Raw genomic sequence first — 21113 nt, forward strand, 5'->3', positions numbered from 1 at the left:
CGGTTAGCCTCAGCGATACGGTTCCACTCGGAGGTAGACCATTTCATGGCCGATATCGCGCTGCGCCACTGGCAGGACATGACCACCGGCCAGGCGGCCACGCTTGCAGAGTCAGATCCGGTGGTGGTGTTGCCGGTGGCTGCCATCGAGCAGCACGGCCCGCATCTGCCCTTATCCACGGATTACGACATCGGCATCGGCTTGCTGGAGGCCGCAGCCCGGGAACTGGAGCCTGATTTTCCCCTGTGGATGCTGCCGCCCATGGCGGTGGGAGCCAGCATGGAGCATCAGGACTTTGCCGGCAGCCTCAGCCTCGACCCGGAACTCGCCATCGCCACCATCCGCCAGTACGGCGCAGCTGTTGCCCGGGCCGGCGTACGGCGCCTGGTTCTGCACAACAGTCACGGGGGCAATCGTCAGGTGCTGGATCTGGCCGGTCTGTATCTGCGCAGGGATCACGGCCTGCTGGTGGTCAAGGCCAACTACTTCCGCACGCCGCTGCCGGATGACCTGGGCCTGTCGGCTGCGGAACTCCGCCACGGGCTCCATGGCGGCACCATCGAGACGGCCATGATGCTGCATCTGCGACCCGATGCCGTGGATATGGCCCAGGCCACCACGGCGGTCTCCCTGGGGCAGACCCTGGAGCGTGACCTGCGTCGAGTCGGACCGGGGGGCGACGCATCGTTCTCCTGGATGGCCCAGGACCTCAACGCAGCCGGCGTTGTGGGTGATGCGCTTCGGGCGGATCCGGCACTGGGCGAGTTACTGGTGGCACATTATGCGGCGGCGCTCGCGGATGTGTTGCGGGATGCCCGCGATTTCCCGCTGGCAAGCCTTGGCAGCGAGGGCTGACGCCGGCCTCAGGCCTTGCGCAGCAGTTCTTCCAGGAAATGACCGGCGCGATCCGCCTTGGTGGTCAGGTAGCGGGCATTGTGCCGGTTGAGCTTGCCAAGCAACGGCTGCCGGTCCGCAACGTCGATGCCTGCCTCTTGCAGGGCGCGCACCTTGTCCGGGTTGTTGGTCAGCAGTCGTACCCGATCGATGCCCAGGGTCTGTAACATCTCCACCGCAGCCTCGTAGCGGCGCTCGTCGGCGCCAAAGCCCAGCGAGCAGTCGGCGTCCACCGTATCCATGCCCTGATCCTGCAGCCTGTAGGCACGCAGCTTGTTCGCGAGACCGATACCGCGCCCCTCCTGGGCCAGGTAGAGCAGGACGCCGCCTCCGGTGTTGGCAATCTCCCGCACGCTGCCCCGCAGTTGCTCCCCGCAATCGCAGCGCAGGCTGCCGAACAGATCGCCGGTCAGGCAGGCGGAATGCAGCCTCACCGGCACCGGGTTCGGCCATGTCTTGGGGTCGCCAATGAGGACCGCCACATGTTCCTGAACCCCATTGGCTTCGCGGAAAAGCACGAAGCGGCTTTCCTCGGAATCGGCAAGGGGCACGATGGCATCGCTGGTCTCGCTGACCTGCAGTCGGGGGCTGCTGGCCAGGGCCAGGGCCTGATCTGCAGGCACGTCGAGTATGGTGCCATCCTTGATAAGGGCAGCGAGTTCCTCGCGGTGCACCGGGCCGGTGCCCGTGACCAGGGCCGCAGGCAGCAGGCGGCTGGCACGGACCACCGCCAGTGCCGCTGATTCCAGCGGCGTGACCGGGCGGGCGCGGTCGGCGATTTCCGCTGGTGTGGTGTCGTGGCGGGCGGTGCAGAGGTCGACGATCTCCGAAACCGGTATGCCGTCGGGCAGCAGCAGGCTCATGGCCGCGCTGGCATGATTGGCAATTCCGGTCCAGCGAGCCCGATGCGACGTCACCGCCAGTCGAGTTTTCTCGCACCCCAGAACGCGCAGGCGATTGATCAGGGCAGGTGTCAGTCCCTCCACCGCTGCGACGAGCACACCCGCCTCGGGACCGGAAATGTGAACCGGTTGCCCTCTTCTGATATCGAATACTGCGCGTTCTGCCTGTTGCATGCTCCAGTTCCCTGCAGGTGGCAATCGCTTGTAGACACGTAATGTGCCTTGAAGTGCGATTTGCCAGCATTTGATGTTAACCGAGGACCCAATGACACGGATAGACGAAAACCTGGCCTGGACGTTACTACGGGACCGCGCCGCTGAGCGCCGGGCCGGCGGCGTCGCCTTCCGTCCGTCTGCTGATGGCCAGTGGTGGGCGAGCCATGCGGCGGATGAATCGGCCGCTGCACTATTCGAGCTCTACGCGCCGCTTGCCGCCCGAGCCGACTTTGTAGTCGCCCAGCTTGGTCAGAGCCTGGACGGTCGCATCGCCACCAGCACTGGCCATTCCCACTTCGTCACCGGGCCCGACGATATTCGCCACCTCCACCGCCTGCGCGCCTTGAGCGACGCAGTGGTGGTGGGCGCCGGGACGGTTGCAGCGGATGATCCGCGACTGACCGTGCGAGAGGTGACTGGCGAAAACCCGGTTCGGGTGGTGCTGGACCCCCATGGACGGCTCTCGCCCAAGCACGGGCTGTTCACCGACGGCGCCGCCTCGACGTTGCTGTGTCACGGTGCTGGTCTGCGTCCGGCCACCACTGCAGTGGAGACCTTGGCCGTGCCGATCACCGAGGAGGGGCTGGACCCCCGGGTGCTGCTGGCGTGTCTGCGCGAGCGCGGTCTGCGCCGGGTTCTGATCGAAGGCGGTGGCCAAACGGTCTCACGCTGTCTGCACGCCGGCGTGCTGGACCGGCTCTACATCACCGTGGCCCCCATGCTCATCGGCTCCGGTATCCACGGTATCAGTTTACCCGAGATTGCAAGCCTCGATGAGGCGCTCCGCCCCAATTGCCGTCGCCGCTACCTGGGAGAAGACACGCTCTACGAGTTCAGCTGGGACTGACCAGCGCCGTCCGCCGCCGGGTTTCCATCCACAGCACCAGTGCCCCCGGTAGCGTCCCGGCAAGCACCAGCAGGCCGTAGGCGATGGCGATGGCCACACCCTGCGCAGGATCAAGCCCGGCCAGTGCCCAGATGGCCGCGGCAGCGCCCTCGCGCAGACCCCAGCCGGCAAAGCTGACCGGGATGAGCATGGCCAGCAGCACCAGCGGAATCAGGGGCAGCAGTTGCAGCGTCGGCGTCGCATCGCCTACGGCCCGGGCCGCGGCCAGATAAACCAGCAGGTAGCTCAGGACCACGGTCAGGGAGGTAAACAGTTGCACTGGCAGGGCGTTGCGGTTGAGCAGGGCGCGGCGCAGATCCAGCACCAGTGCGCGCCCGCTTCGTTGTTGCCAGAGCAGTTTCCCCAGGGCGAACCACGTCAGCATGCAGGCCAGCAGGCCTGCATGCACCCAGAGGTAGGGCCGGACGGCCAGCACATCCGCCAGAACCAACAGGCTGGCCACGGCGATCAGGGCCATGGCGAGCTGACCGGAGCCACGCTCCAGAATCACACCGTGCACGGCAGCCCGGCGTCGGTGGGCTCGCCCGGCATGCCGCCAGGCGCGAGCCACATCTCCCAGCACGCCTCCCGGCAGAACCTGATTGATGAAGCTCGCAAGATAGTATTCGCGCACGGCGAATGGCACGGGCATCGCCAGCCGGAGCCGCGAGGCCGTGTAGCGCCAGCGCCAGGCGGATAGCAGGGTCTGCGCGATGGTGATGGCCAGCGCCGCCGTCACCCAGCCCGGATGCAGCCCGGCCAGTGTCGAAACAATCACGGCAGGGTCCAGCAGCCAGGCAAGCAGCAGTAGCAGGCCCAGGCTGACGGCCATTCTGGCGATCATGGCAAGGGGGTGCCCGTTCATGGGTCCGGCGGCACCGCGAGCAGGTCCACATGACCGACGCGAACGCGGCTCAGGCCGGCTCGGATCAGCCGCCGGCGCTCCTGTTGCCAGTCCGCCAGCGCTTCGGCCATGGCGGGGCTTTGCTCCAGCGCGGCATCCGCCCAGCCGTCCATGAGTTGTTCCTGCAACGCCGCCTGCTCCGGGCCGAGATCCCAGGGGCTCTCGGCCTGCAACACCCGATAGCCCAGCGCTTCGAAGGCCGCAGCCGCTTGTGCCGCTGCAGCGGGACCGAGCGCCGGGCCAAAGCCCTTGTCCCGGCGCTGATGGGCGTTGACCGCGACCCGCACGGCGTCGTCCGCTGGCAAGGCCGGAGTCCATTCGATGACTCCGTCATAACTCAGCGCAAAGAGCCCGGCTGCCGCCTGTCCGGCGCAGACTGCGGCTAACGTCCTTAGCCATTGCTCGCCCACCAGGTCCAGTAGGGCAGATGCGGTGATCAGATCGGCATCAAGGACGTGCAGCCTCGCACCATCGGCCAGGTCCATCCGGGTGGTTTGCACTGCTGCACCAGCGGAGGCGCAGGCTCGGGCCAGCAACTGCTCGTCGTGGTCGATGAGCAGCCATTGACCGGCTTCGGGTAGCCGTGGCGCCAGAAAGCGGACATTGGAGCCGGTGCCGGACCCCAGGTCGACAACGCGCAAGGGCTCCCGGTCAGCTGCCCAATGTCGCAGCATGTCGAGAATCTCCGCCGGTCGGGCGGCGTGGTCCGCCGGTTCGCGCAGGCCCAGCCAGTCCGCATCAAAGGTCTCTGTCATGCCGCCAGTTCTCCCAGGGCCTCAGCGAAGGACGCCACCGTATCATCCCAGGTCGGTAGCTCCCGGCTGCGTCGACGTGCCGCCCCGCGCAGTCGGGATCGCAGGGCCTCATCGGTCAGCCAGTCTCTCAGGGCATGGCCCAGTGCAGTGGCATCACCGGGCGGCACCAACAAACCGGCATCCGCCGGAATGGTGTCCGGCAGCGCACCGCCTGTGGTTCCGACCACCGGCAGGCCGTGGTTGATGGCCTCGATGAATACCATGCCGAAGCCCTCGTAATGGGATGGCAGCACGAACAGGCCGGCGTCACGATACAGCGCCCGGAGTGCCCCCGGGTCAATTTCCCCGACCAGTTCGATACGCTCGCCAAGCGCGTTGCCGGCGATGGCCGAGCGGACCTGCGCAGCATACGCCGGATCCCGCTCCACGCTGCCCACCAGGCGGCATTGCCATGGCAGGTCGCGCAGTCCGGCCAGTGCCTGGACCAGCAAGTCCTGCCCCTTGCGGGGGGTGATTGTGGCAACGCAGAGCAGCGCACCGGCGCTGCTGTCATCACGCTGCGGTCCTTGCGGGGCTGCGGTGACTCCGGGGGGAACGACGTGTATGCGTCGCGCTGCCACGTCGAAATCGGTGAGGCGTCGCGCTGTAAAGCCACTGGTGACGACGACGCCGCGACAAACGGCAAGTGCTGCACGTTCACGTTCGAACAGGGCTTGCCGGGCGGGTTCCGACAAGCCGGTCTCATCGCAGAGGGGGTGATGCACCAGGGCGATCAGCCGCAGTCGTTGCGCCTCGGTGGCCACCACCGCCGGTAGACCACCCAGAGCCAGGCCATCGATGACGACCAGCGCATCATCAGGCAAGGCTGCCAGGGCTGCAGCCATGTCCCGACTCGCAGCCTCATCGGGCTCCGGGAACCGTCCCTGCAGGCTGTGCACCGCCACCTGGTGCCCAAGCGCCCGACATCCCCTTACCAGCTGGGCATCGTAGACATAGCCTCCTGTGCGCTGATCCAGCGGCCCGGGAATGAGCAGGTGCCACTGAAGCGCTGTCCGGGTCACGCTGGTTCGAGCCCGTGCTCATAGCTGGCCCAGGCCACATGGGATTCATTCAAGGTGACGCACACCGCGTCCAGCCCCCGGGCATGCTCACCGAGACGCCCGGCGTGGATGGCCTGGACCAGTCGGCGGTGGATCTCCCGGGCAAGAAACTCCGTGGTGGTGTTCTGGCCGCTGAACGCCGGTTCATCATCGAGGTTGCGGTAGTTGAGGTCCGCCAGCGTGGACTTCAGGGTCTCCCCGGCGAGGCCGATGTCCACCACCAGGCCGTCCGGGTCCAGTTCGCGACGCCGGAAGGTGGCGTCCACCACGTAGGTGGCGCCATGGAGTTTCTGGGCCGGGCCGAAGACCTCGCCGCGAAAGCTGTGGGCGATCATGAAGTGATCACGGACATTCAGACTGTACATTCCGACTCCTGGGTCAGTAGCGAATACGATGGCAGAGGGTGTCCCCGGGCTCCCGGGTCAGACGCGCGAGCACCTCGGGAAGTTCTTCGAACGGGCTTTCGCCGGTGATCAGCGCGTCCAGCGCCGGGTCGGCGAGCAGCCCGAGGGCTACGGCCATGCGCCGGGCGTAGTCCCATCGAGGTGCCATATCCGCCGGTAGGCGTCCCACCTGGCTGCTGCGAATTGTCAGCCGGCGGGAGTGAAAGGCTTCGCCCAGGGGCAGCGGTACCGCCTGCTCCCCATACCAGCTCAGTTCGATGATTCTTGCCTCCGGCGCGGCCAGTTCCAGGGCGCTGACCAGTCCCGAGGGATGACCGCTGGCGTGGATCAGCAGATCCGCCTCGCCGGACATCGTGCCCGGTGTGGCGAAATCCACACCGAGGGCTGCGGCGGTGGCCGCCCGGGCCGTGTTGACGTCCACCAACGTGGTGTCGGTGCCCGGTATCCGGCTGCAGAGCCAGGCAACGAGCATGCCCAGCACACCACCGCCGATCACGATGATACGCTCGCCGATCCGCGGTTGTGCATCCCACAGGGCGTTGACGGCGGTCTCCATGTTGGCCGCAAGTACCGCTCGCTGCGGCGGCACCCCGTCAGGCAGGGGGGTTACGGCGGTGGCGGGCACCGGGTAGCGATCCTGGTGCGGGTACAAACAGAACACGTCGCGGCCGCGGAGTCTGTCGGGACCCTGCTCAACCGTGCCCACCGAGATATAGCCGTACTTCACCGGACCGGGGAATTCACCTTCCTGGAACGGGGCACGCATGGCCTGGTACTGGCTGGCGGGTACGCGGCCCGCGAACACCAGGGTCTCGGTGCCCCGGCTGATGCCGGAGTAGAGGGCGCGTACCATGACGTCGTCGGGGCCGGGCCGGGGCAGGGTTGCGTCCCGTATGCGGCCCTCACCGGGCGATTCGATCCAGAAACTGCGGGTGGTGTCGGCCATGGTGTGGCTCCAGGCAGTGGCCATGTGGTCTGTGGTGGCCGGCGTTTTCGGGGTCGGGGTTGCCGCTCATGGACACGCCGTGAATACATCCATGTAGGCTCGACAGCGGCGTCCATGCCGCTGACGGTCCATGAGCGGCAACCCCGACCCCGAAAGCGCCGGATCGAACGCCGTGGTTGGCCATGCCCCCGGCGCTTCGGTCTGCCAGTATAGGAACTTGGCGATTCCTTTAGGTTCCGAAGATCACCTTAGACACATAATTCCAGTGCCCATGAATCGTTCCACCTCGACACCGCAGATGATGACACCGCCCAGTGCCGGAGCGCCGGGACAAAGGTTGTTGGACTTATCCGGTGGTCTGCTGCTGCTCCTGGGTCTTGGCGGCGCGAGCCTCGCGTTGCTGGCGCCCTTCAACAGCGCGCACCTGCTGCAGGCGGTGGTGCTCTATCTGCTGCTGGCGCTGTTACTCCACGTGCGTCTGCCGCCCACTGCGCCCGGGCCCGGCATCGGCTGGGCCAATCGGGTCACCCTGGTTCGTGCAGTGCCGGTGCTGCTGATCGCCGGCTTGATCGGACACGGGCCATGGCCTGACTCCCTGATCTGGTGGGTGGTGGTCCTGGCGGTGGCTGCCCTGCTGCTGGACGGTGTCGATGGCCTGGTGGCGCGGCGCACAGGCACCTCCACCGCCTTCGGTGCCCGCTTCGATATGGAGCTGGATGCCGCGCTGATCCTGCTGCTTGCCTTTCTGGTCTGGCGCACGGGGCAGGCGCCGGCCTGGGTGCTGCTGGTGGGGCTGCTCCGCTACGGTTTCGTGGCAGCGGGCTGGGTTTTGCCGGCACTGCGACAACCTCTGCCGGAGAGCTTTCGGCGCAAGACCGTCTGCGTCATCCAGGTCATCGCCCTGCCGCTTTGCCTGGCGCCCATTGTGCCGGTGCAACTGGCAACATCGATGGCGTTGCTGGCCCTGGCTCTGCTGGTCTGGTCGTTCGCGGTGGACAGTCGCTGGCTGATGCGCCAGGGCGGTCACTGACGCCTTTTGTGCCGTGATGGTGGTTTCCGCCACTGTCGCGAGGGTGCACCAATTTGTGGCAATTGCACCAAACTGTTACAGCAATGCGGTCTTGCTGCGGGCAGGCTGGTAGTCCTGCCAGCCTTACTCTACTCTCAGTCCGGTCGAGCCGGGGGATATGTGGCTCGGCGGGGCGGCCCGGTGCCGGGTCGGGCCACTGCGCGGTGACAGGAACGGGCATGCATGGATATCGACTGGAAGAACTATAACGCGAAGGGCTTTTACGACGAGCTGATCACTCCGCGGGGGGCAATCAGGCCGCAGGCGAAAGAACTGCTGACCTACCTCGACTCACTGTCCACCGAGGAAATCCGCGAACGCCAGCGGGCCGCTGACGCCGCTATCGTGGAGATGGGTATTACCTTTACGGTCTATTCCGAGGGCGAGAATATCGATCGCTCCTGGCCGTACGACATTATCCCGCGAATCATCGACTCCGGGGACTGGGATACCGTCGATGCCGGTCTGCGCCAGCGGGTGCAGGCACTGAACATGTTCATCGCCGATATCTATGACCAGCAGAAAGTCGTCAAGGATGGCGTTTTCCCGGCGGAACTGCTTGCCAACTCGGTGAACTTCCGCAAGGAATGCGTGGGCATCAAACCGCCGCATGGTGTCTGGGCGCATATCTGCGGTTCCGACCTGATCCGCGACCACAAGGGGCGTTTCCTGGTGCTGGAAGACAACCTGCGGGTGCCTTCCGGTGTCTCCTACATGATGGAAAACCGGGTGCTGACCAAGCGCGTCTTCGGCGAGCTGCTGGAGAATTCCAGCATCCGCCCGGTGAGCGACTATCCGACCCAGCTATTCGACATGCTGGCGGCGATCTCGCCGCGGCCACTGGATTATCCCGAGGTCGTGGTGCTGACCCCCGGCATCTTCAACTCCGCGTATTTCGAACACTCCTTCCTGGCCCAGCACATGGGCGCCGAGCTGGTGGAAGGTGCGGACCTGGTGGTGGGCGACGATGACTGCGTCTACATGCGAACCATCGATGGCCTGCAGCGGGTGGACGTGATCTACCGGCGCATCGACGACCTGTTCCTGGACCCCGAGGTGTTTCGCGAGGATTCGGCCCTCGGCGTGCCCGGGCTCATGCGTGCCTGGCGGGCCGGCAACGTCGGCCTGGCCAATGCCCCCGGCGCCGGCGTGGCCGACGACAAGGTAGTCTACGCATTCGTGCCGGAGTTCATTCGCTATTATCTGGATCAGGAACCGCTGCTACCCAACGTGGACACGTACGTGTGCTACCGGGAAAAGGAGTGCGAGCATGTGCTGGCCAATCTGGACAAGCTGGTGGTCAAGCCGGCCAACGAGTCCGGCGGCTATGGCATGTTGATCGGGCCGACCGCCAGCAAGAAGGAGCGTGCCGAGTTCGCCCGCCGAATCAAGGCGGACCCACGCAACTACATCGCTCAACCGCTGATCAAACTGTCCACGGTGCCGACGGTGATCGATGGTGCGGTAGAGCCGCGCCACGTGGATCTACGGCCCTTCATTCTGCAGAGCGATCGCATGTACGTGACCCCCGGTGGCCTGACCCGGGTGGCCCTGCGCAAGGGCTCGACCGTGGTCAATTCCTCCCAGGGTGGGGGCAGCAAGGATACCTGGATACTGGAGCAGGGCTGATGCTTTCTAGAGCTGCAGAGCGTGTGTACTGGATGGGGCGCTACATCGAGCGCGCCGAGAACACTGCCCGTCTGGTGGGGGCCTACAACAACGAAATCATGGATATGCCCAAGAGTGTGGACGCCAGTTGGCGCAGCCTCGTGGACATCGCCGGAGCCACCGAACCCTTCTATGGCCGGTACCAGAACCCGGATGAACGCAACGTGGTGAAGTTTCTTCTGGCGGACGACGACAATCCGGGTTCGATTTTCACCTCGGTGCGTGCCGCCCGCGAAAATGTGCGCACCACCCGTGAGCTTTTGCCGACGGAGGCCTGGGAGCATACCAACAAGCTGTATCTGTACGTGAAGGAGCACTTGCAACGCTCCCTGGCTCGCAAGCACCGGTTCGAATTCCTGCAGACGGTGATCTTTCGCTGTCAGCAGATCACCGGGTTGCTGTCCGGCACCATGAGCCATGACGCCTCCTACCGTTTCGTGCGCATGGGCCTGGAGCTGGAGCGGGCCGACATGACCACCCGTATCGTCGACAGCGCTGTCTACCTGCTGCTGCCGCGCAAGGAAAGCCCCACGGAATACGACAACCTGCTCTGGGTGAACGTGCTCAAGTCGCTGTCTGCGTATCAGATGTACCGGCAACACGTGATTCCGCGGGTCATTGGTGACGAGGTGGTGCGCTTCCTGTTGCAGGATTCCGACTTCCCGCGCTCGGTGGCCCATGCGGTTGCGGCGGCAGAGAGTTGCCTGCGCATGCTGCCTCGCAACGACGCACCGCTGCGTGCCATCGCCCGCCTGCAGCGTCGCATCAACGAGGCCAACACGGGCGCCATGACGCTGGAAGAGCTGCACGAACTGATGGATAACCTGCAGACGGGTATCAACGACGTTCACGAGCAGATCGTGGCGACCTGGGTGTTGGTGGAGCGACAGCCGGGCGGTCTGCCCGCCACTGCCTGATCGTCCCATCGCATCGCCGCCAGTTCCTGGAGGGAACCTCGCCGCATGGCTATCCACGTCGGCATCGAGCACTACACCGCCTACCAGTTCGACCGCCCAGTCAGGCTGTCGCCGCACCTGGTGCGCCTGCGGCCGGCGCCCCACGCCCGTACGCCGCTGCATCACTACAAGTTGCACATCGAGCCGGCGGATCATCGAATCTACTGGCAGCAGGATCCGTTCGGTAATTTCCTGGCCCGGGTGGTGTTTCCGGAGCCGGTGGAGCGCCTGGTCATCGACGTCCGCCTCACGGCGGAACTCACGGTCATCAACCCCTTCGATTTTTTTGTCGAGCAGTACGCCGAGCATTACCCGTTTCGCTACGATGCCCTGCTGAACCACGCGCTGGAGCCTTACTTCGAGGTGGGTGAGAGCGGGCCGTTGCTCCAGGAGTGGCTGCGCAAGGTCGACCGGCGGCGTCGGCCCATCGTCCATTTCCTTGTTGAACTCAATCAGATGCTGCAGCAGGACATTGGCTACACCGTGCGCATGGAGCCCGGCGTGCAGACCTGCGAACAGACTTTGGGGCGAGCCATAGGCTCATGCCGCGACAGCGGCTGGCTGCTGGTGCAGATCCTGCGTCACCTGGGTTTCGCGGCCCGGTTCGTGTCCGGCTACCTGGTGCAGCTCCGGTCCGACGAAAAGTCACTGGATGGACCTTCCGGCCCGGAGGCGGACTTCACCGACCTGCATGCCTGGGCCGAGGTCTACATCCCTGGCGCCGGCTGGGTGGGGCTCGACCCCACCTCCGGGCTGTTTGCCGGCGAAGGCCATATCCCCCTGGCCTGCACGCCGGATCCGGTGAGTGCGGCACCGGTCACCGGTTTCAGCGACCCGTGCCAGGTCAGTTTCGATTTCCATAACAAGGTCACCCGGGTTCACGAGGACCCCCGTGTCACCTACCCCTACGACGATGACCAGTGGCAGGCGGTGCAGGCCCTGGGGCGGCGGGTCGACGCTGAGCTGGACGCGCTGGATGTGCGCCTCACCATGGGCGGCGAGCCGACCTTCGTATCCATCGACGACATGGAGGGTGCGGAGTGGAACACCGAGGCCCTGGGCAAGGACAAGCGCCATCGCGCGGGCATCCTGTTGCGGCGACTGCAGCAACGCCTGGCCCCCGGCGCACTGCTGCATTTCGGTCAGGGCAAGTGGTACCCCGGCGAACCGCTGCCCCGCTGGGCCCTCGGCTGTTTCTGGCTGGACGGCGAGCCGTTGTGGAGCGATGAACGGCTAATTGCCGATGAGCAGGCCCAGGCCATGCGAGGCGTCGAGGATGCGGCAGCTTTTGCCCAGGCCCTGGCGGATAGTCTCGGGATCAGGCAGGACTGGGTCGCGCCCGGCTACGAGGACTGGCTGCACTACCTCTGGAAAGAGGCGTCCAGCCCCGTGGATGCCAACGATATCGTGCTGCCCTGGGCGCGCCAGTTCCGCGACGACCTCAGCCTGGCCCTGGCCCGTGGCCTGGATGCGCCCATCGGCTATGCCGTGCCCCTGCGCTGGGACACCGGCACCAAGCGTTGGGCGGGTGGCCCCTGGCGGTTTGGTCGTGATGCCATGTACCTGTTGCCCGGCGGGGCACCGATGGGCTTCCGCCTGCCGGTGCACGACCTGCCGGATGAGGATCTGGACCACGCACCCGGTGGCCCGCCATCGTCGGCGGATGCGCCGACGGTTATCAAGGTTCCCCGCACCGCGCTCTGTGTTGAGGCCCGCGATGGCCAACTGCGGGTCTTCATGCCCCCGCTGGAGAGCCTGGATCACTACCGCGATCTGTTGGCCAGCATCGAGCAAACCGCCGCGAAGCTTGGACTGCCGGTGCTGATCGAGGGCGCGGAGCCGCCCAGCGACCCCAGGTTGCAGGTGTTCAAGGTCACGCCGGATCCCGGCGTGATCGAGGTGAATATTCATCCGGCGGCCAACTGGGATCAACTCGAAGACACCACGGTCACCCTCTACGAGGAAGCACGGCAGGCCCGGCTTGGCACCGAGAAGTTCATGCTGGATGGCCGGCATACCGGCACGGGTGGCGGCAATCACGTCACACTGGGTGGAGCCACACCGGAACACAGCCCCCTGCTGCGTCGGCCGGACCTGCTGCGCTCCCTGGTCACCTACTGGCAACGTCATCCGTCCCTGTCGTACCTGTTCTCCGGGCTGTTTATCGGCCCCACTTCGCAGGCGCCGCGGGTGGACGAGCGGGGCGATCAGGCGGTGCTGATGCTGGAGCGGGCGCTAGCCTCCATCACCGCCGAGACCAACCCATCGACGGTGGATCGGGCGTTGCGAAACTGCCTGGCCGACCTCGTGGGCAATACCCACCGCTCGGAGTTCAGCATCGACAAGCTGTATTCCCCCGATTCCCCCACCGGCCGTCTGGGGCTGCTGGAGTTCCGGGGTTTCGAGATGCCACCCCACCCCCGCATGAGCCTTGCTCAAATGCTGCTGCTACGGGTGATGGTGCTGCACTTCTGGAAGCAGCCCTGCCACGGCCCGCTGGTACGCTGGGGCATGCTGCTGCACGATCGCTATCTGCTGCCGCACTACGTCTGGGAAGACTTCTCGGAGGTGATCGGTGAACTCAATGCCGCCGGTTACCCGGTGCGGCTCGAGTGGTTCGAGGCTTTCCAGGAGTTCCGCTTTCCGGTTTATGGCCGGGTTCGCTACCAGGGTGTGGAATTGGAACTGCGCATGGCCCTGGAGCCCTGGCCAGTCATCGAGGACCGCAGTTCGGTGCAGTCCACCTCCCGCAGCGTGGACTCCTCTGCCGAGCGCTTGCAACTGCGTTGCTCGGGCTTCGATGCCGAGCGCTTTCGCGTCACCTGCAATGGCCGGCCATTGCCACTGCAGGCAACCACGACGCCCGGCGTGTTCGTCGCCGGCGTGCGCTACAAGGCCTGGGCCGCCCACCATGGCTTCCACCCCACCGCAGAGACCGATGCGCCGCTGGTGTTCGATCTGGTGGATATGAAGCTCGGCCGCTCGGTGGGTGGCTGCGTCTACCACGTGGCCCATCCTGGTGGGCGCTCCTACGAAACTTTCCCGGTGAACGCCTTTGAAGCGGAGTCACGGCGAATCAGCCGTTTCTGGGAGTGGGGCCACAAGGCCGGCGTTCCCGCACGACCGGGAGGTGAGCAGCAAGCCGATGACCTGGTGCACACGCTTGATCTGCGGCGGGAGGGGCAGCATGACTGACAGCCAGGTGCCACGCATCGCCCTGCGACATCGTCTCGACGCCCGTTTCGACCGGCCGGTGCGCCTGTCGACACATTGGCTGCGGCTTCGCCCCGCGCCCCATTGTCGGGCCCGTATAGAGGCCTACAGCCTGAGGGTGTCGCCGGAAGCGCATTTCCTGAACTGGGTGCGAGACCCCTTCGAGAATCACCTGGGTCGCCTGGATTTCCCCGAGCCGGTCAGCCGCGCCGAGGTGGATGTCGAGATCATTGCGGCACTGGAGCCAGCCAATCCCTTTGACTTCCTGCTGGAAGGCGAGGCCACCGCGCATCCGTTCGATTACCCCGAGCAGTTGCGCAAGGAGCTTGCCCCCTACCTGCGTCCCGTGCAGGGCGGTGACCGTCTGGCGGGCTGGTTGGCCGGTCTGGATCGCTCAGGCATGGCGACTCTGGACCGCCTTGATACCCTGATACGCCACTTGGCCGGGCAGTTCCAGCTGCTGCCAATGGTCGCCGCGGCCGTGGCGCCACCGGACCTGGACACCGTACTTGCCGATGGGGCCGGCAGCGCCCGGGATCTTGCCTGGTTGCTGACCGCGGCTTTGCGGTCACTGGGGCTTGCGACGCGCTATTGCTCCGGTTACCACGTCGCACTGCTGGATGATGACGATGACCAGGCGCGGATCCACGCCTGGGGCGAGGTCTACCTGCCGGGTGCAGGCTGGGTTGGCCTGGATCCGAGCCTCGGCCTTTTTACGGCGGAATGCCACATCCCGCTCGCCACCGCACCCAACCCCGGCCGCATGCAGCCGCTGTCCGGCTATCGCGAGGCCTGCAACGAGACGGTCACGGAAGAAGTGACCGTGCGCCGCCTGTTGCCGAAGGCGTCAAGCTGGCCCTACGCGGATGTGGAGTGGCAGCGCATACGCGCGGCCGGCTCAGCCGTCGATCAGTGCCTCGGTGGCCAGGGCGTGGCCCTGGCCCAGGGCCTGCGCATGGCCTTGACTCGGGATGACCCGGGCCGGACCCGGGAGTGGTCGGTGACTGCCCAGGGGCCGGACAAGTGGCGGCTGGCCAATCGGCTTCTGCGCTCCTTGCGGGATGCACTGATGCCAGGCGCTGTCCTGCACCTGGCCCAGGGCGACTGGTATGGTGGCGAGCCCCTGCCGCGCTGGCGACTGCTGTGCATCGGGCGCAGCGACCAGCGCTCGCTCTGGCACAGGCCGGATACGCAGGACAGGCCACCACCGGATATTGCGCCAGCGGAAGAATTGGCGCGATTCACCCGCCTGCTGGCAGGGGCACTTGGCTTGCCGCCCAAGTCCTGGCTACCTGCCTGGGAAGATCATCTCTACGCCCTACGGGCCGAAGGCGGCGAATCGGTGGCCAGACCGTCGCCCGAAATCCTGCGTGACCCCGTGGCCCGGCAGCGGCTCGCCGCAGAGCTTGCCGGGCAGGTCGACAGCGCCAGTGGCCATGTCCTGCCGTTTGCCTGGCATGCCCGGGAACAGGTCTGGGAGACCGGGCCCTGGGCGACGCGCCGTGGACGTATCTGCCTGCTGCCAGGTGACTCCTCCATGGGCTATCGCCTACCGCTGAACGAGCTTCCCGTGGCGGAGACCCCCCTGCGCAAGGCCATGCCGCCCGTGTCCCCCTGGGATGCCTTGCCCGACCTTGGCGAGTTGGCGACGTCCCCCCAGCCGGCCCCGCGGTCGGCGGTGACAACCTCGCCGGGCACCGCCCTGTGTGCCCAGTGCCGGGATGGGGTGCTCTACGTGTTTCTGCCACCCACCGCCGACGCGGAGCAGTATCAGAGCTTGCTCCATGCGGTGCAGACGGCGGCGGACGGCATAGCCCTGCCGGTCATGGTGGAGGGCTACGAGCCGCCGCAGGATCCCAGGCTTCGGCGGCTCGTGCTGGAGCCTGAGACCGGCATACTCCATGTCGATCTGCCGCCTGCCAACGACTGGGAGCAACTGGAGTCATGGATCCGCTGCGTGCACGAGGATGCCGGGCACCTTGGCCTCGTGGCCGGGCTGGCGCGGGACAGCGGTGGTCTGGATGTCATCGGCCAACGCGCCGTCTGGACACTGGGTGGCCCACGACCGGCGGACAGCCCGCTACTGCAGCGTCCCGGTCTGCTGCGTTCACTGATTCGTTACTGGCAGCGGCACCCCAGTCTGTCCTACCTGTTTGCCGGCCCTCGGGTTGGTCCCGATTCCTGGGCACCACGACCTGATGAAGGCCGGGAAGACGCGCGCTACCAACTGGAAATTGCGCTGGAGCGGCTGCCGGAGTCTTCGCCGAATCGGCCCTGGATCGGCCACCGTGTCCTCTCGCATCTGCTGGTTGATCCCACCGGTGATCCGGATCGGGCCGAGTTCTGCATCAATGCCCTGTTCCCGGCCGGCGATGGTGGCAATCGCCTTGGCCAGATCGCGCTGCAGAGCTTCGCGGTGGCTGTGCATCCGCAGTTCGCGGCGTTGCAGGGTCTGCTTCTGCGGGCCATCGTTGCCCACCTGGTGGCACGACCGGAGCATCGGCCATTCGTGGACTGGGGAACGGCCCTGCATGACCGCTATATGCTGCCGCGTATCCTCCAGGACGATCTGGACAGCGTGCTCAAGGAGTTGCGCGGCACCGGCCAGGTGCTTGACGACGCCTGGTTCCAGCCGCTGGTGGACAATGCCTTCCCAAGGCTTGGCACGGCCCGCTTGCATGGCGTGAGCCTGGAGTTGCGGCCGGCCCTTGAACCCTGGCCGGTGCTGGCGGAAGAGTCTGCGGGTGGGGCCATGACACGCTTTATCGATCCGGCCATGAGTCGGCTGCAGGTTGAGTTGCGTGGTTACACGCCAGGGCGTCATCGCCTGCTCTGTAATGGCCGTCCGGTGCCGCTGCAACCCACCGGCGTGCGGGGTGAGGCCGTCGCGGGCGTGCGGTTCAAGGTGTTCGATCCACCCTCCACACTTTACCCTGCCGTGCCATCGGTGGAGCGCCTGAGCTTCGAGCTGATGGATGCCTGGCGTGGCGAGCGCATGGGTGGCCTCAACTATTTTCCGCCGGTTCCGGCGGGATGGGACCGGGCCGAGACGACCCATGCCGCACCCTACATGCCCTGGACTGTGGCCGCCGGGCCGCCCACGGATCAGGCCGGGGCGGCACCGGTGCTTAATCGCGAGCGGCCCGGCGGGCGGGTCGAACCCTTGTCGGATGCGCCCATGGAGCAGCCCGTGGGCGAGCCGCAGTTCGACCCGGATTTCCCCTACCTGCTTGATCTTGGCGACACCCGCCGTTAGCCCGTGTCCCGTGCACTTTGGTGCCCAGGGCAAGGACGGGTTGTGGGTGCGGCCCCCAGAGACACGTCGTAAACCCGTCCATGGGGGCTCGTATGCGAGGTCCCTCTCGCATACGGTCTCTGAGCGCCGCACCCACAACCCGTCGCCAGACCGCATGCCCCTGAAGTGGTAGATACCTCGCTTTCCGGGAGCCATACCGATTAGTATTGGACGTTCGGTTGCCACGATTCTGGCGTCCGACGTGTGGTCGTCGGAGACGGGCACCAACGAGAATCTGGCGCGTGGCACGGTGAGTGCAGCCACGGCGCCGAGACGACATGCAGGCTGCTGGCACCATGGCGGTAATCCCCGAGTCCCCCTTGCTGCGCGATTATCCGCCTCCTGCAGGCCGGGTAGACGAGATGCTGCTGGCGGATGGCAGCATCCGCGAGAGCTGGCGCTACCTTGCCGAAGCCCTGGAAGGCCTGGGCCCGGATGCCCTGCGGCAGCGCCATCAGCAGGCTCGTCGACTGCTGCGCGAGCGGGGCGTTACCTATAACGTCTATGGCGACCCCCAGGGAAGTGAGCGGCTCTGGGAACTCGATCCCGTGCCGCTGGTGCTCTCCAGCGATGAATGGGCCGAAGTGGAAACCGGGCTTCATCGACGCGCGGAACTGTTCAACCTCATCCTCCGCGACATCTACGGGCCCCAGGAATTGATTCGCCGTGGTGTGCTGCCCCAGGAACTGGTCTATGCCCACCCCGGATTTCTGCGGCCCTGCCACCCCTACAGTGATGCCACGGAGTATCCGCTGACCCTGTACGCGGCGGACCTGGCCCGTGGAGCGGACGGGCGCTTCTGCGTGGTGGGTGATCGCACCCAGTCTCCCTCCGGCGCCGGCTATGCGCTTGAGAACCGGGTCGTGATGACCCGCATCCTGCCGAGCCTGTTCCGGGAGTCGAGGGTGCATCGCCTGGCCCTGTTTTTCCATCAACTGCGCGGGGCGCTGGCGGAACTGGCGCCGAATCGCGACGAGGACCAGCCGCGGGTCGTACTGCTGACCCCCGGCCTGATGAACGAAACCTATTTCGAGCATTCGTTTCTGGCCGGATACCTGGGCTACACCCTGGTGGAAGGTGGTGATCTGACGGTGCGGGACGGGCGCGTGTGGTTGCGCTCCATGCGCCGGCTGGAGCCGGTGGATGTCATCCTCCGACGGCTCGATGATGATTACTGCGACGCGGTGGAATTGCGCCGCGACTCCATGCTCGGCGTCCCGGGGCTCACCGAGGTGGTGCGCCGCGGCCGCGTGGCTGTTGCCAACCCGCTCGGTGCGGGTGTGCTGGAAAATCCCGCGCTCAAGGCCTATCTGCCCGCCATATCCAGGTTTTTCCTGGGGCGGGATCTTGACCTGCCGTCGGTCAGAACGTGGTGGTGTGGCGATCCGGAGTCGTGCCGTTACGTGCTGGACAACCTGGACAAGCTGGTCATCAAGAGCATCTACCGGGGCGTCGGGCAAAGCCCGGTATTCGGTGCCGCGCTGGGCGACGATCAGCGCCGGGCGCTGGCCGAGCGCATCCGCGCCCGACCGCAGACGTACGTGGGCCAGGAGCACGGCCAGCTTTCGTCGGTGCCGGCTTTGTCGGAGACGGGGTTGAGCCCCAGGCCTGCGGTAATGCGCACCTTCATGGTGGGGCGCAAGGGTGGCTATAGCGTGATGCCCGGCGGTCTCGCCCGCGTGGCGCCCAGCATGGACAGCCTAAGCGTCTCCAACCAGGTGGGTGGTCTGTCCAAGGACATCTGGATCCAGGCAACAGAGCCGGTCCGTGAAGTCAGCCTCATGCCCAGTGTTTCGGAAACCTACAGTGGTTCGGAGGTCCGGGTCATGCTGCCGCCGGCGGCATCGGAAAACCTGTTCTGGATGGGGCGCTACGCTGAGCGCGCAGAGCTGTCCATTCGGATGCTGCGGGCGGTATTGCGCCTGCACCGCGCCGTGGTCGAGTACGACGACTGGGTGGACCAGCGGGTGCTTGGCACGCTCCAGCAGGCGCTCACCCGGGTGACGGCGACCTTCCCCGGATTCGCCGGGCCAGAGGCCGAAGCGCGCATGGCCGACCCAATGCCGGAGCTGTCGTCCCTTGTTTTCGACGGCCGGCGCACCGGCACGCTGGCGTTCAACCTGCACGCCATGCTGAACGCCGCCAATGGGGTGCGTGACCGCCTGTCCACGGATACGCTCCGGGTGCTGACCACCATTCGGATGCGGCTTTCCAGCGCCCGCTCGTCCAGTGATCTGGTGTTCCGCGATCTGCCCGCGGAACTCGATGAGCTCATTACGCTGCTCGCTGCTCTGCGCGGTCTGGAGCAGGACGGCATGGTCCACGGCCAGGGCTGGCGCTTCCTCGATATGGGGCGGCGTATTGAGCGCGGCCTGCTCACGGGCACACTGCTGCGGGCGACTCTCCTCACCCCCGTGGATGCCCGTGTCGAGCCCGGTATGCTGGAGGCCTTGCTTGGTTGCCTTGAGAGCCTGGCCGCCTATCGGCGCCAATATCACGATGCGCCCAGGGTCGATACCGTGCTGCGGCTGGTGCTTGTCAGTGAGGTCAATCCGCGCGCCCTCGGTTTTCAGTTAACCCGTCTCGTCGAGGCGCTGCACAGCCTGCCAAGCGATCAGCAGGAGCCCGATGTGTTGAGTGTCGAGCAGCGCCTTGTTCTGGAGGCGCAAACCAGCCTCAGGCTGGGTGATTGTGCAAATCTGGCCGAGCCATCCGGAGATCCCCTGGAGCGCGCCGCGCTGAGACAGTTGCTGGAGCTGGCCGGGCGAGATCTGCAGGCCGCGGCGCAACAGCTGGCACTGTCCTACTTCACCGACCAGGAAGGACCCCGACCGCTGGGTGAGCCCTCGCCGGGCAACGTGGCAGGGGCATCGCAGTGAAGTATCGGGTCACGCATCGCACCGACTATGTCTACAGCGCCCCGGTGGCTCTTGGCTACAACGAGGCCCATCTCACGCCGCGTGGTGATCTTGGGAGGCAGCGCGTGTTAAGCCACCGTGTCGAGGTGGATCCACCGCCGGCGTATACGTCCCGGCGACTGGATTTTTTCGGTAACGAGATCTTCTATTTCACCCTGCAGCGGCCCCATAGCCGCCTCACGGTGACCGCCGTAAGCGAGGTGGAGCGCTTTGGTGATGAGCCTGAACTCTATCTCGCTTCCGGGATGAGCTGGGAGGAGGTAGTCGCCGCGACGGCGGCTGATCCGAGCCCGGAAGGGCTGGATGCCAGGGCCTACCTGCTGGATTCACCGCTCATCGAGCCGTCTCCGGACGTGGTGGCCTACGCCGCCGAGTCATTCAAGCCTGGCCGGGGATTTTCACAAGCGGTGGGGGATTTCATTCAACGGATCCATCGCGAGTTCGCATTTGATCCGGCTGCCACCAACGTGTCGACCCCGGTGAGCAAGGTCTTCGAGGCGCGGCGCGGTGTCTGTCAGGATTTCGCCCATCTGGCCATTACCGGGTTGCGGGGGCTGGGGGTCGCGGCACGGTATGTGTCCGGTTACCTGGAGACGTTGCCGCCACCGGGACAGGCGAAGCTGGTGGGTTCCGATGCGTCCCATGCCTGGGTGGCGGTGTTCGAACCGGGGGGTGGCTGGCGGGAGTACGACCCCACCAATGACATCACGCCCTCGCAGCAACACATTGTCACCGCCATCGGTCGCGACTACACCGACATCAGCCCCATTCGTGGCGTGGTGTTCGGAGGCGGTGGCACGCAAAAGACCAAGGTCGCGGTGGACGTGGAGCGGATTTAAGGAAGCGCTGAAGTATTCACGCCGCCGCGCTCGAGTCCGGTTTTCGTTCGTGGCAAGGAGCAAGGTGTCGCAGGTAGTGGTTCTACCTGCTAGCCCTTATCCGGGAACGGAGTTTAGGGTGGCCTGGCCACCGCTGAATCGGTGCGTT

At 65.9% G+C, this 21113-nt stretch carries 15 protein-coding genes; 9 read left to right on the forward strand and 6 right to left on the reverse strand.

Translation table 11 applies throughout. The annotated features are described in order from the left end of the window. Positions 1-45: 45 nt before the first annotated feature. Positions 46-855 carry a creatininase family protein gene (locus tag J2T57_RS02805; protein ID WP_253473866.1) on the forward strand — a complete coding sequence of 270 codons (810 nt, stop codon included), beginning with the start codon at positions 46-48 and terminating at the stop codon, positions 853-855. Positions 856-863: 8 nt separating this feature from the next. Here J2T57_RS02805 and ribA read toward each other — a convergent pair whose 3' ends face one another. Further along, positions 864-1970: a GTP cyclohydrolase II gene (ribA, locus tag J2T57_RS02810; protein ID WP_253473869.1), complete on the reverse strand. Its 1107-nt coding sequence runs from the start codon at positions 1968-1970 to the stop codon at positions 864-866. Between the two features lie 91 nt (positions 1971-2061). On the opposite strand from ribA, the gene J2T57_RS02815 reads away from it, so the two are divergent. Beyond that, entirely contained in the window at positions 2062-2859 is a 798-nt protein-coding gene (locus J2T57_RS02815; protein WP_366519054.1) for a RibD family protein, read from the forward strand. Here J2T57_RS02815 and J2T57_RS02820 read toward each other — a convergent pair. Genes J2T57_RS02820 through J2T57_RS02840 form a run of 5 tightly spaced genes read right to left on the reverse strand, consistent with a single transcriptional unit; the run spans position 2846 to position 7031 of the window. After that, positions 2846-3763, reverse strand: coding sequence for a lysylphosphatidylglycerol synthase transmembrane domain-containing protein (locus tag J2T57_RS02820; RefSeq protein ID WP_253473872.1), 918 nt, complete (start codon positions 3761-3763; stop codon positions 2846-2848). The genes J2T57_RS02815 and J2T57_RS02820 overlap by 14 nt on opposite strands. After that, on the reverse strand, positions 3760-4557 hold the full coding sequence (locus J2T57_RS02825; protein ID WP_253473875.1) for a methyltransferase domain-containing protein: 798 nt from the start codon (positions 4555-4557) through the stop codon (positions 3760-3762). Before J2T57_RS02825 ends, J2T57_RS02820 begins: the two co-directional genes overlap by 4 nt. Continuing rightward, complete coding sequence (locus tag J2T57_RS02830; protein ID WP_253473878.1) at positions 4554-5618, reverse strand: glycosyltransferase family 4 protein; 1065 nt, start codon at positions 5616-5618, stop codon at positions 4554-4556. The genes J2T57_RS02825 and J2T57_RS02830 overlap by 4 nt, the downstream gene beginning before the upstream one ends. Next, a complete protein-coding gene (locus tag J2T57_RS02835; protein WP_253473881.1) occupies positions 5615-6022 on the reverse strand; it encodes a 6-pyruvoyl trahydropterin synthase family protein in 408 nt (135 codons plus the stop codon). The genes J2T57_RS02830 and J2T57_RS02835 overlap by 4 nt, the downstream gene beginning before the upstream one ends. Positions 6023-6035: 13 nt before the next feature. Beyond that, positions 6036-7031 (reverse strand): zinc-dependent alcohol dehydrogenase, encoded by a 996-nt coding sequence (locus J2T57_RS02840; RefSeq protein ID WP_253473883.1) that lies wholly within the window; start codon positions 7029-7031, stop codon positions 6036-6038. Between the two features lie 247 nt (positions 7032-7278). Between J2T57_RS02840 and J2T57_RS02845 the strand changes: the two genes are divergently transcribed. The 7 genes from J2T57_RS02845 to J2T57_RS02875 all read left to right on the forward strand — a co-directional run bounded on the left by J2T57_RS02845 (position 7279) and on the right by J2T57_RS02875 (position 20965). Next, the gene (locus tag J2T57_RS02845) at positions 7279-8037 is read left to right on the forward strand and encodes a CDP-alcohol phosphatidyltransferase family protein (RefSeq protein ID WP_253473886.1); all 759 of its coding nucleotides are present in this window, start codon (positions 7279-7281) and stop codon (positions 8035-8037) included. Between the two features lie 222 nt (positions 8038-8259). Beyond that, a complete protein-coding gene (locus J2T57_RS02850; protein ID WP_253473889.1) occupies positions 8260-9705 on the forward strand; it encodes a circularly permuted type 2 ATP-grasp protein in 1446 nt (481 codons plus the stop codon). Further along, the gene (locus J2T57_RS02855; RefSeq protein WP_253473892.1) at positions 9705-10661 is read left to right on the forward strand and encodes an alpha-E domain-containing protein; all 957 of its coding nucleotides are present in this window, start codon (positions 9705-9707) and stop codon (positions 10659-10661) included. Before J2T57_RS02850 ends, J2T57_RS02855 begins: the two co-directional genes overlap by 1 nt. 45 nt (positions 10662-10706) lie before the next feature. After that, the gene (locus J2T57_RS02860; protein ID WP_253473895.1) at positions 10707-13895 is read left to right on the forward strand and encodes a transglutaminase family protein; all 3189 of its coding nucleotides are present in this window, start codon (positions 10707-10709) and stop codon (positions 13893-13895) included. Continuing rightward, positions 13888-17169: a transglutaminase family protein gene (locus tag J2T57_RS02865; RefSeq protein ID WP_253473897.1), complete on the forward strand. Its 3282-nt coding sequence runs from the start codon at positions 13888-13890 to the stop codon at positions 17167-17169. Before J2T57_RS02860 ends, J2T57_RS02865 begins: the two co-directional genes overlap by 8 nt. Positions 17170-17486: 317 nt before the next feature. Further along, complete coding sequence (locus J2T57_RS02870) at positions 17487-20087, forward strand: circularly permuted type 2 ATP-grasp protein (RefSeq protein ID WP_253473900.1); 2601 nt, start codon at positions 17487-17489, stop codon at positions 20085-20087. Continuing rightward, complete coding sequence (locus J2T57_RS02875) at positions 20084-20965, forward strand: transglutaminase family protein (RefSeq protein WP_253473903.1); 882 nt, start codon at positions 20084-20086, stop codon at positions 20963-20965. Before J2T57_RS02870 ends, J2T57_RS02875 begins: the two co-directional genes overlap by 4 nt. Positions 20966-21113: the final 148 nt, after the last annotated feature.

It is taken from the genome of Natronocella acetinitrilica (assembly GCF_024170285.1).
GTDB classification, from domain to species: domain Bacteria; phylum Pseudomonadota; class Gammaproteobacteria; order Nitrococcales; family Aquisalimonadaceae; genus Natronocella; species Natronocella acetinitrilica.

Bases quoted from the DNA above. Each gene is read 5' to 3' on its own strand.
- J2T57_RS02850 (WP_253473889.1), top strand. From the start codon at position 8,260: ATGGATATCGACTGGAAGAACTATAACGCGAAGGGCTTTTACGACGAG.
- J2T57_RS02855 (WP_253473892.1), top strand. From the start codon at position 9,705: ATGCTTTCTAGAGCTGCAGAGCGTGTGTACTGGATGGGGCGCTACATC.
- J2T57_RS02835 (WP_253473881.1), bottom strand. From the start codon at position 6,022: ATGTACAGTCTGAATGTCCGTGATCACTTCATGATCGCCCACAGCTTT.
- J2T57_RS02840 (WP_253473883.1), bottom strand. From the start codon at position 7,031: ATGGCCACTGCCTGGAGCCACACCATGGCCGACACCACCCGCAGTTTC.
- J2T57_RS02860 (WP_253473895.1), top strand. From the start codon at position 10,707: ATGGCTATCCACGTCGGCATCGAGCACTACACCGCCTACCAGTTCGAC.
- J2T57_RS02805 (WP_253473866.1), top strand. From the start codon at position 46: ATGGCCGATATCGCGCTGCGCCACTGGCAGGACATGACCACCGGCCAG.
- J2T57_RS02825 (WP_253473875.1), bottom strand. From the start codon at position 4,557: ATGACAGAGACCTTTGATGCGGACTGGCTGGGCCTGCGCGAACCGGCG.
- J2T57_RS02865 (WP_253473897.1), top strand. From the start codon at position 13,888: ATGACTGACAGCCAGGTGCCACGCATCGCCCTGCGACATCGTCTCGAC.
- J2T57_RS02820 (WP_253473872.1), bottom strand. From the start codon at position 3,763: ATGAACGGGCACCCCCTTGCCATGATCGCCAGAATGGCCGTCAGCCTG.
- ribA (WP_253473869.1), bottom strand. From the start codon at position 1,970: ATGCAACAGGCAGAACGCGCAGTATTCGATATCAGAAGAGGGCAACCG.
- J2T57_RS02870 (WP_253473900.1), top strand. From the start codon at position 17,487: ATGCAGGCTGCTGGCACCATGGCGGTAATCCCCGAGTCCCCCTTGCTG.
- J2T57_RS02845 (WP_253473886.1), top strand. From the start codon at position 7,279: ATGAATCGTTCCACCTCGACACCGCAGATGATGACACCGCCCAGTGCC.
- J2T57_RS02815 (WP_366519054.1), top strand. From the start codon at position 2,062: ATGACACGGATAGACGAAAACCTGGCCTGGACGTTACTACGGGACCGC.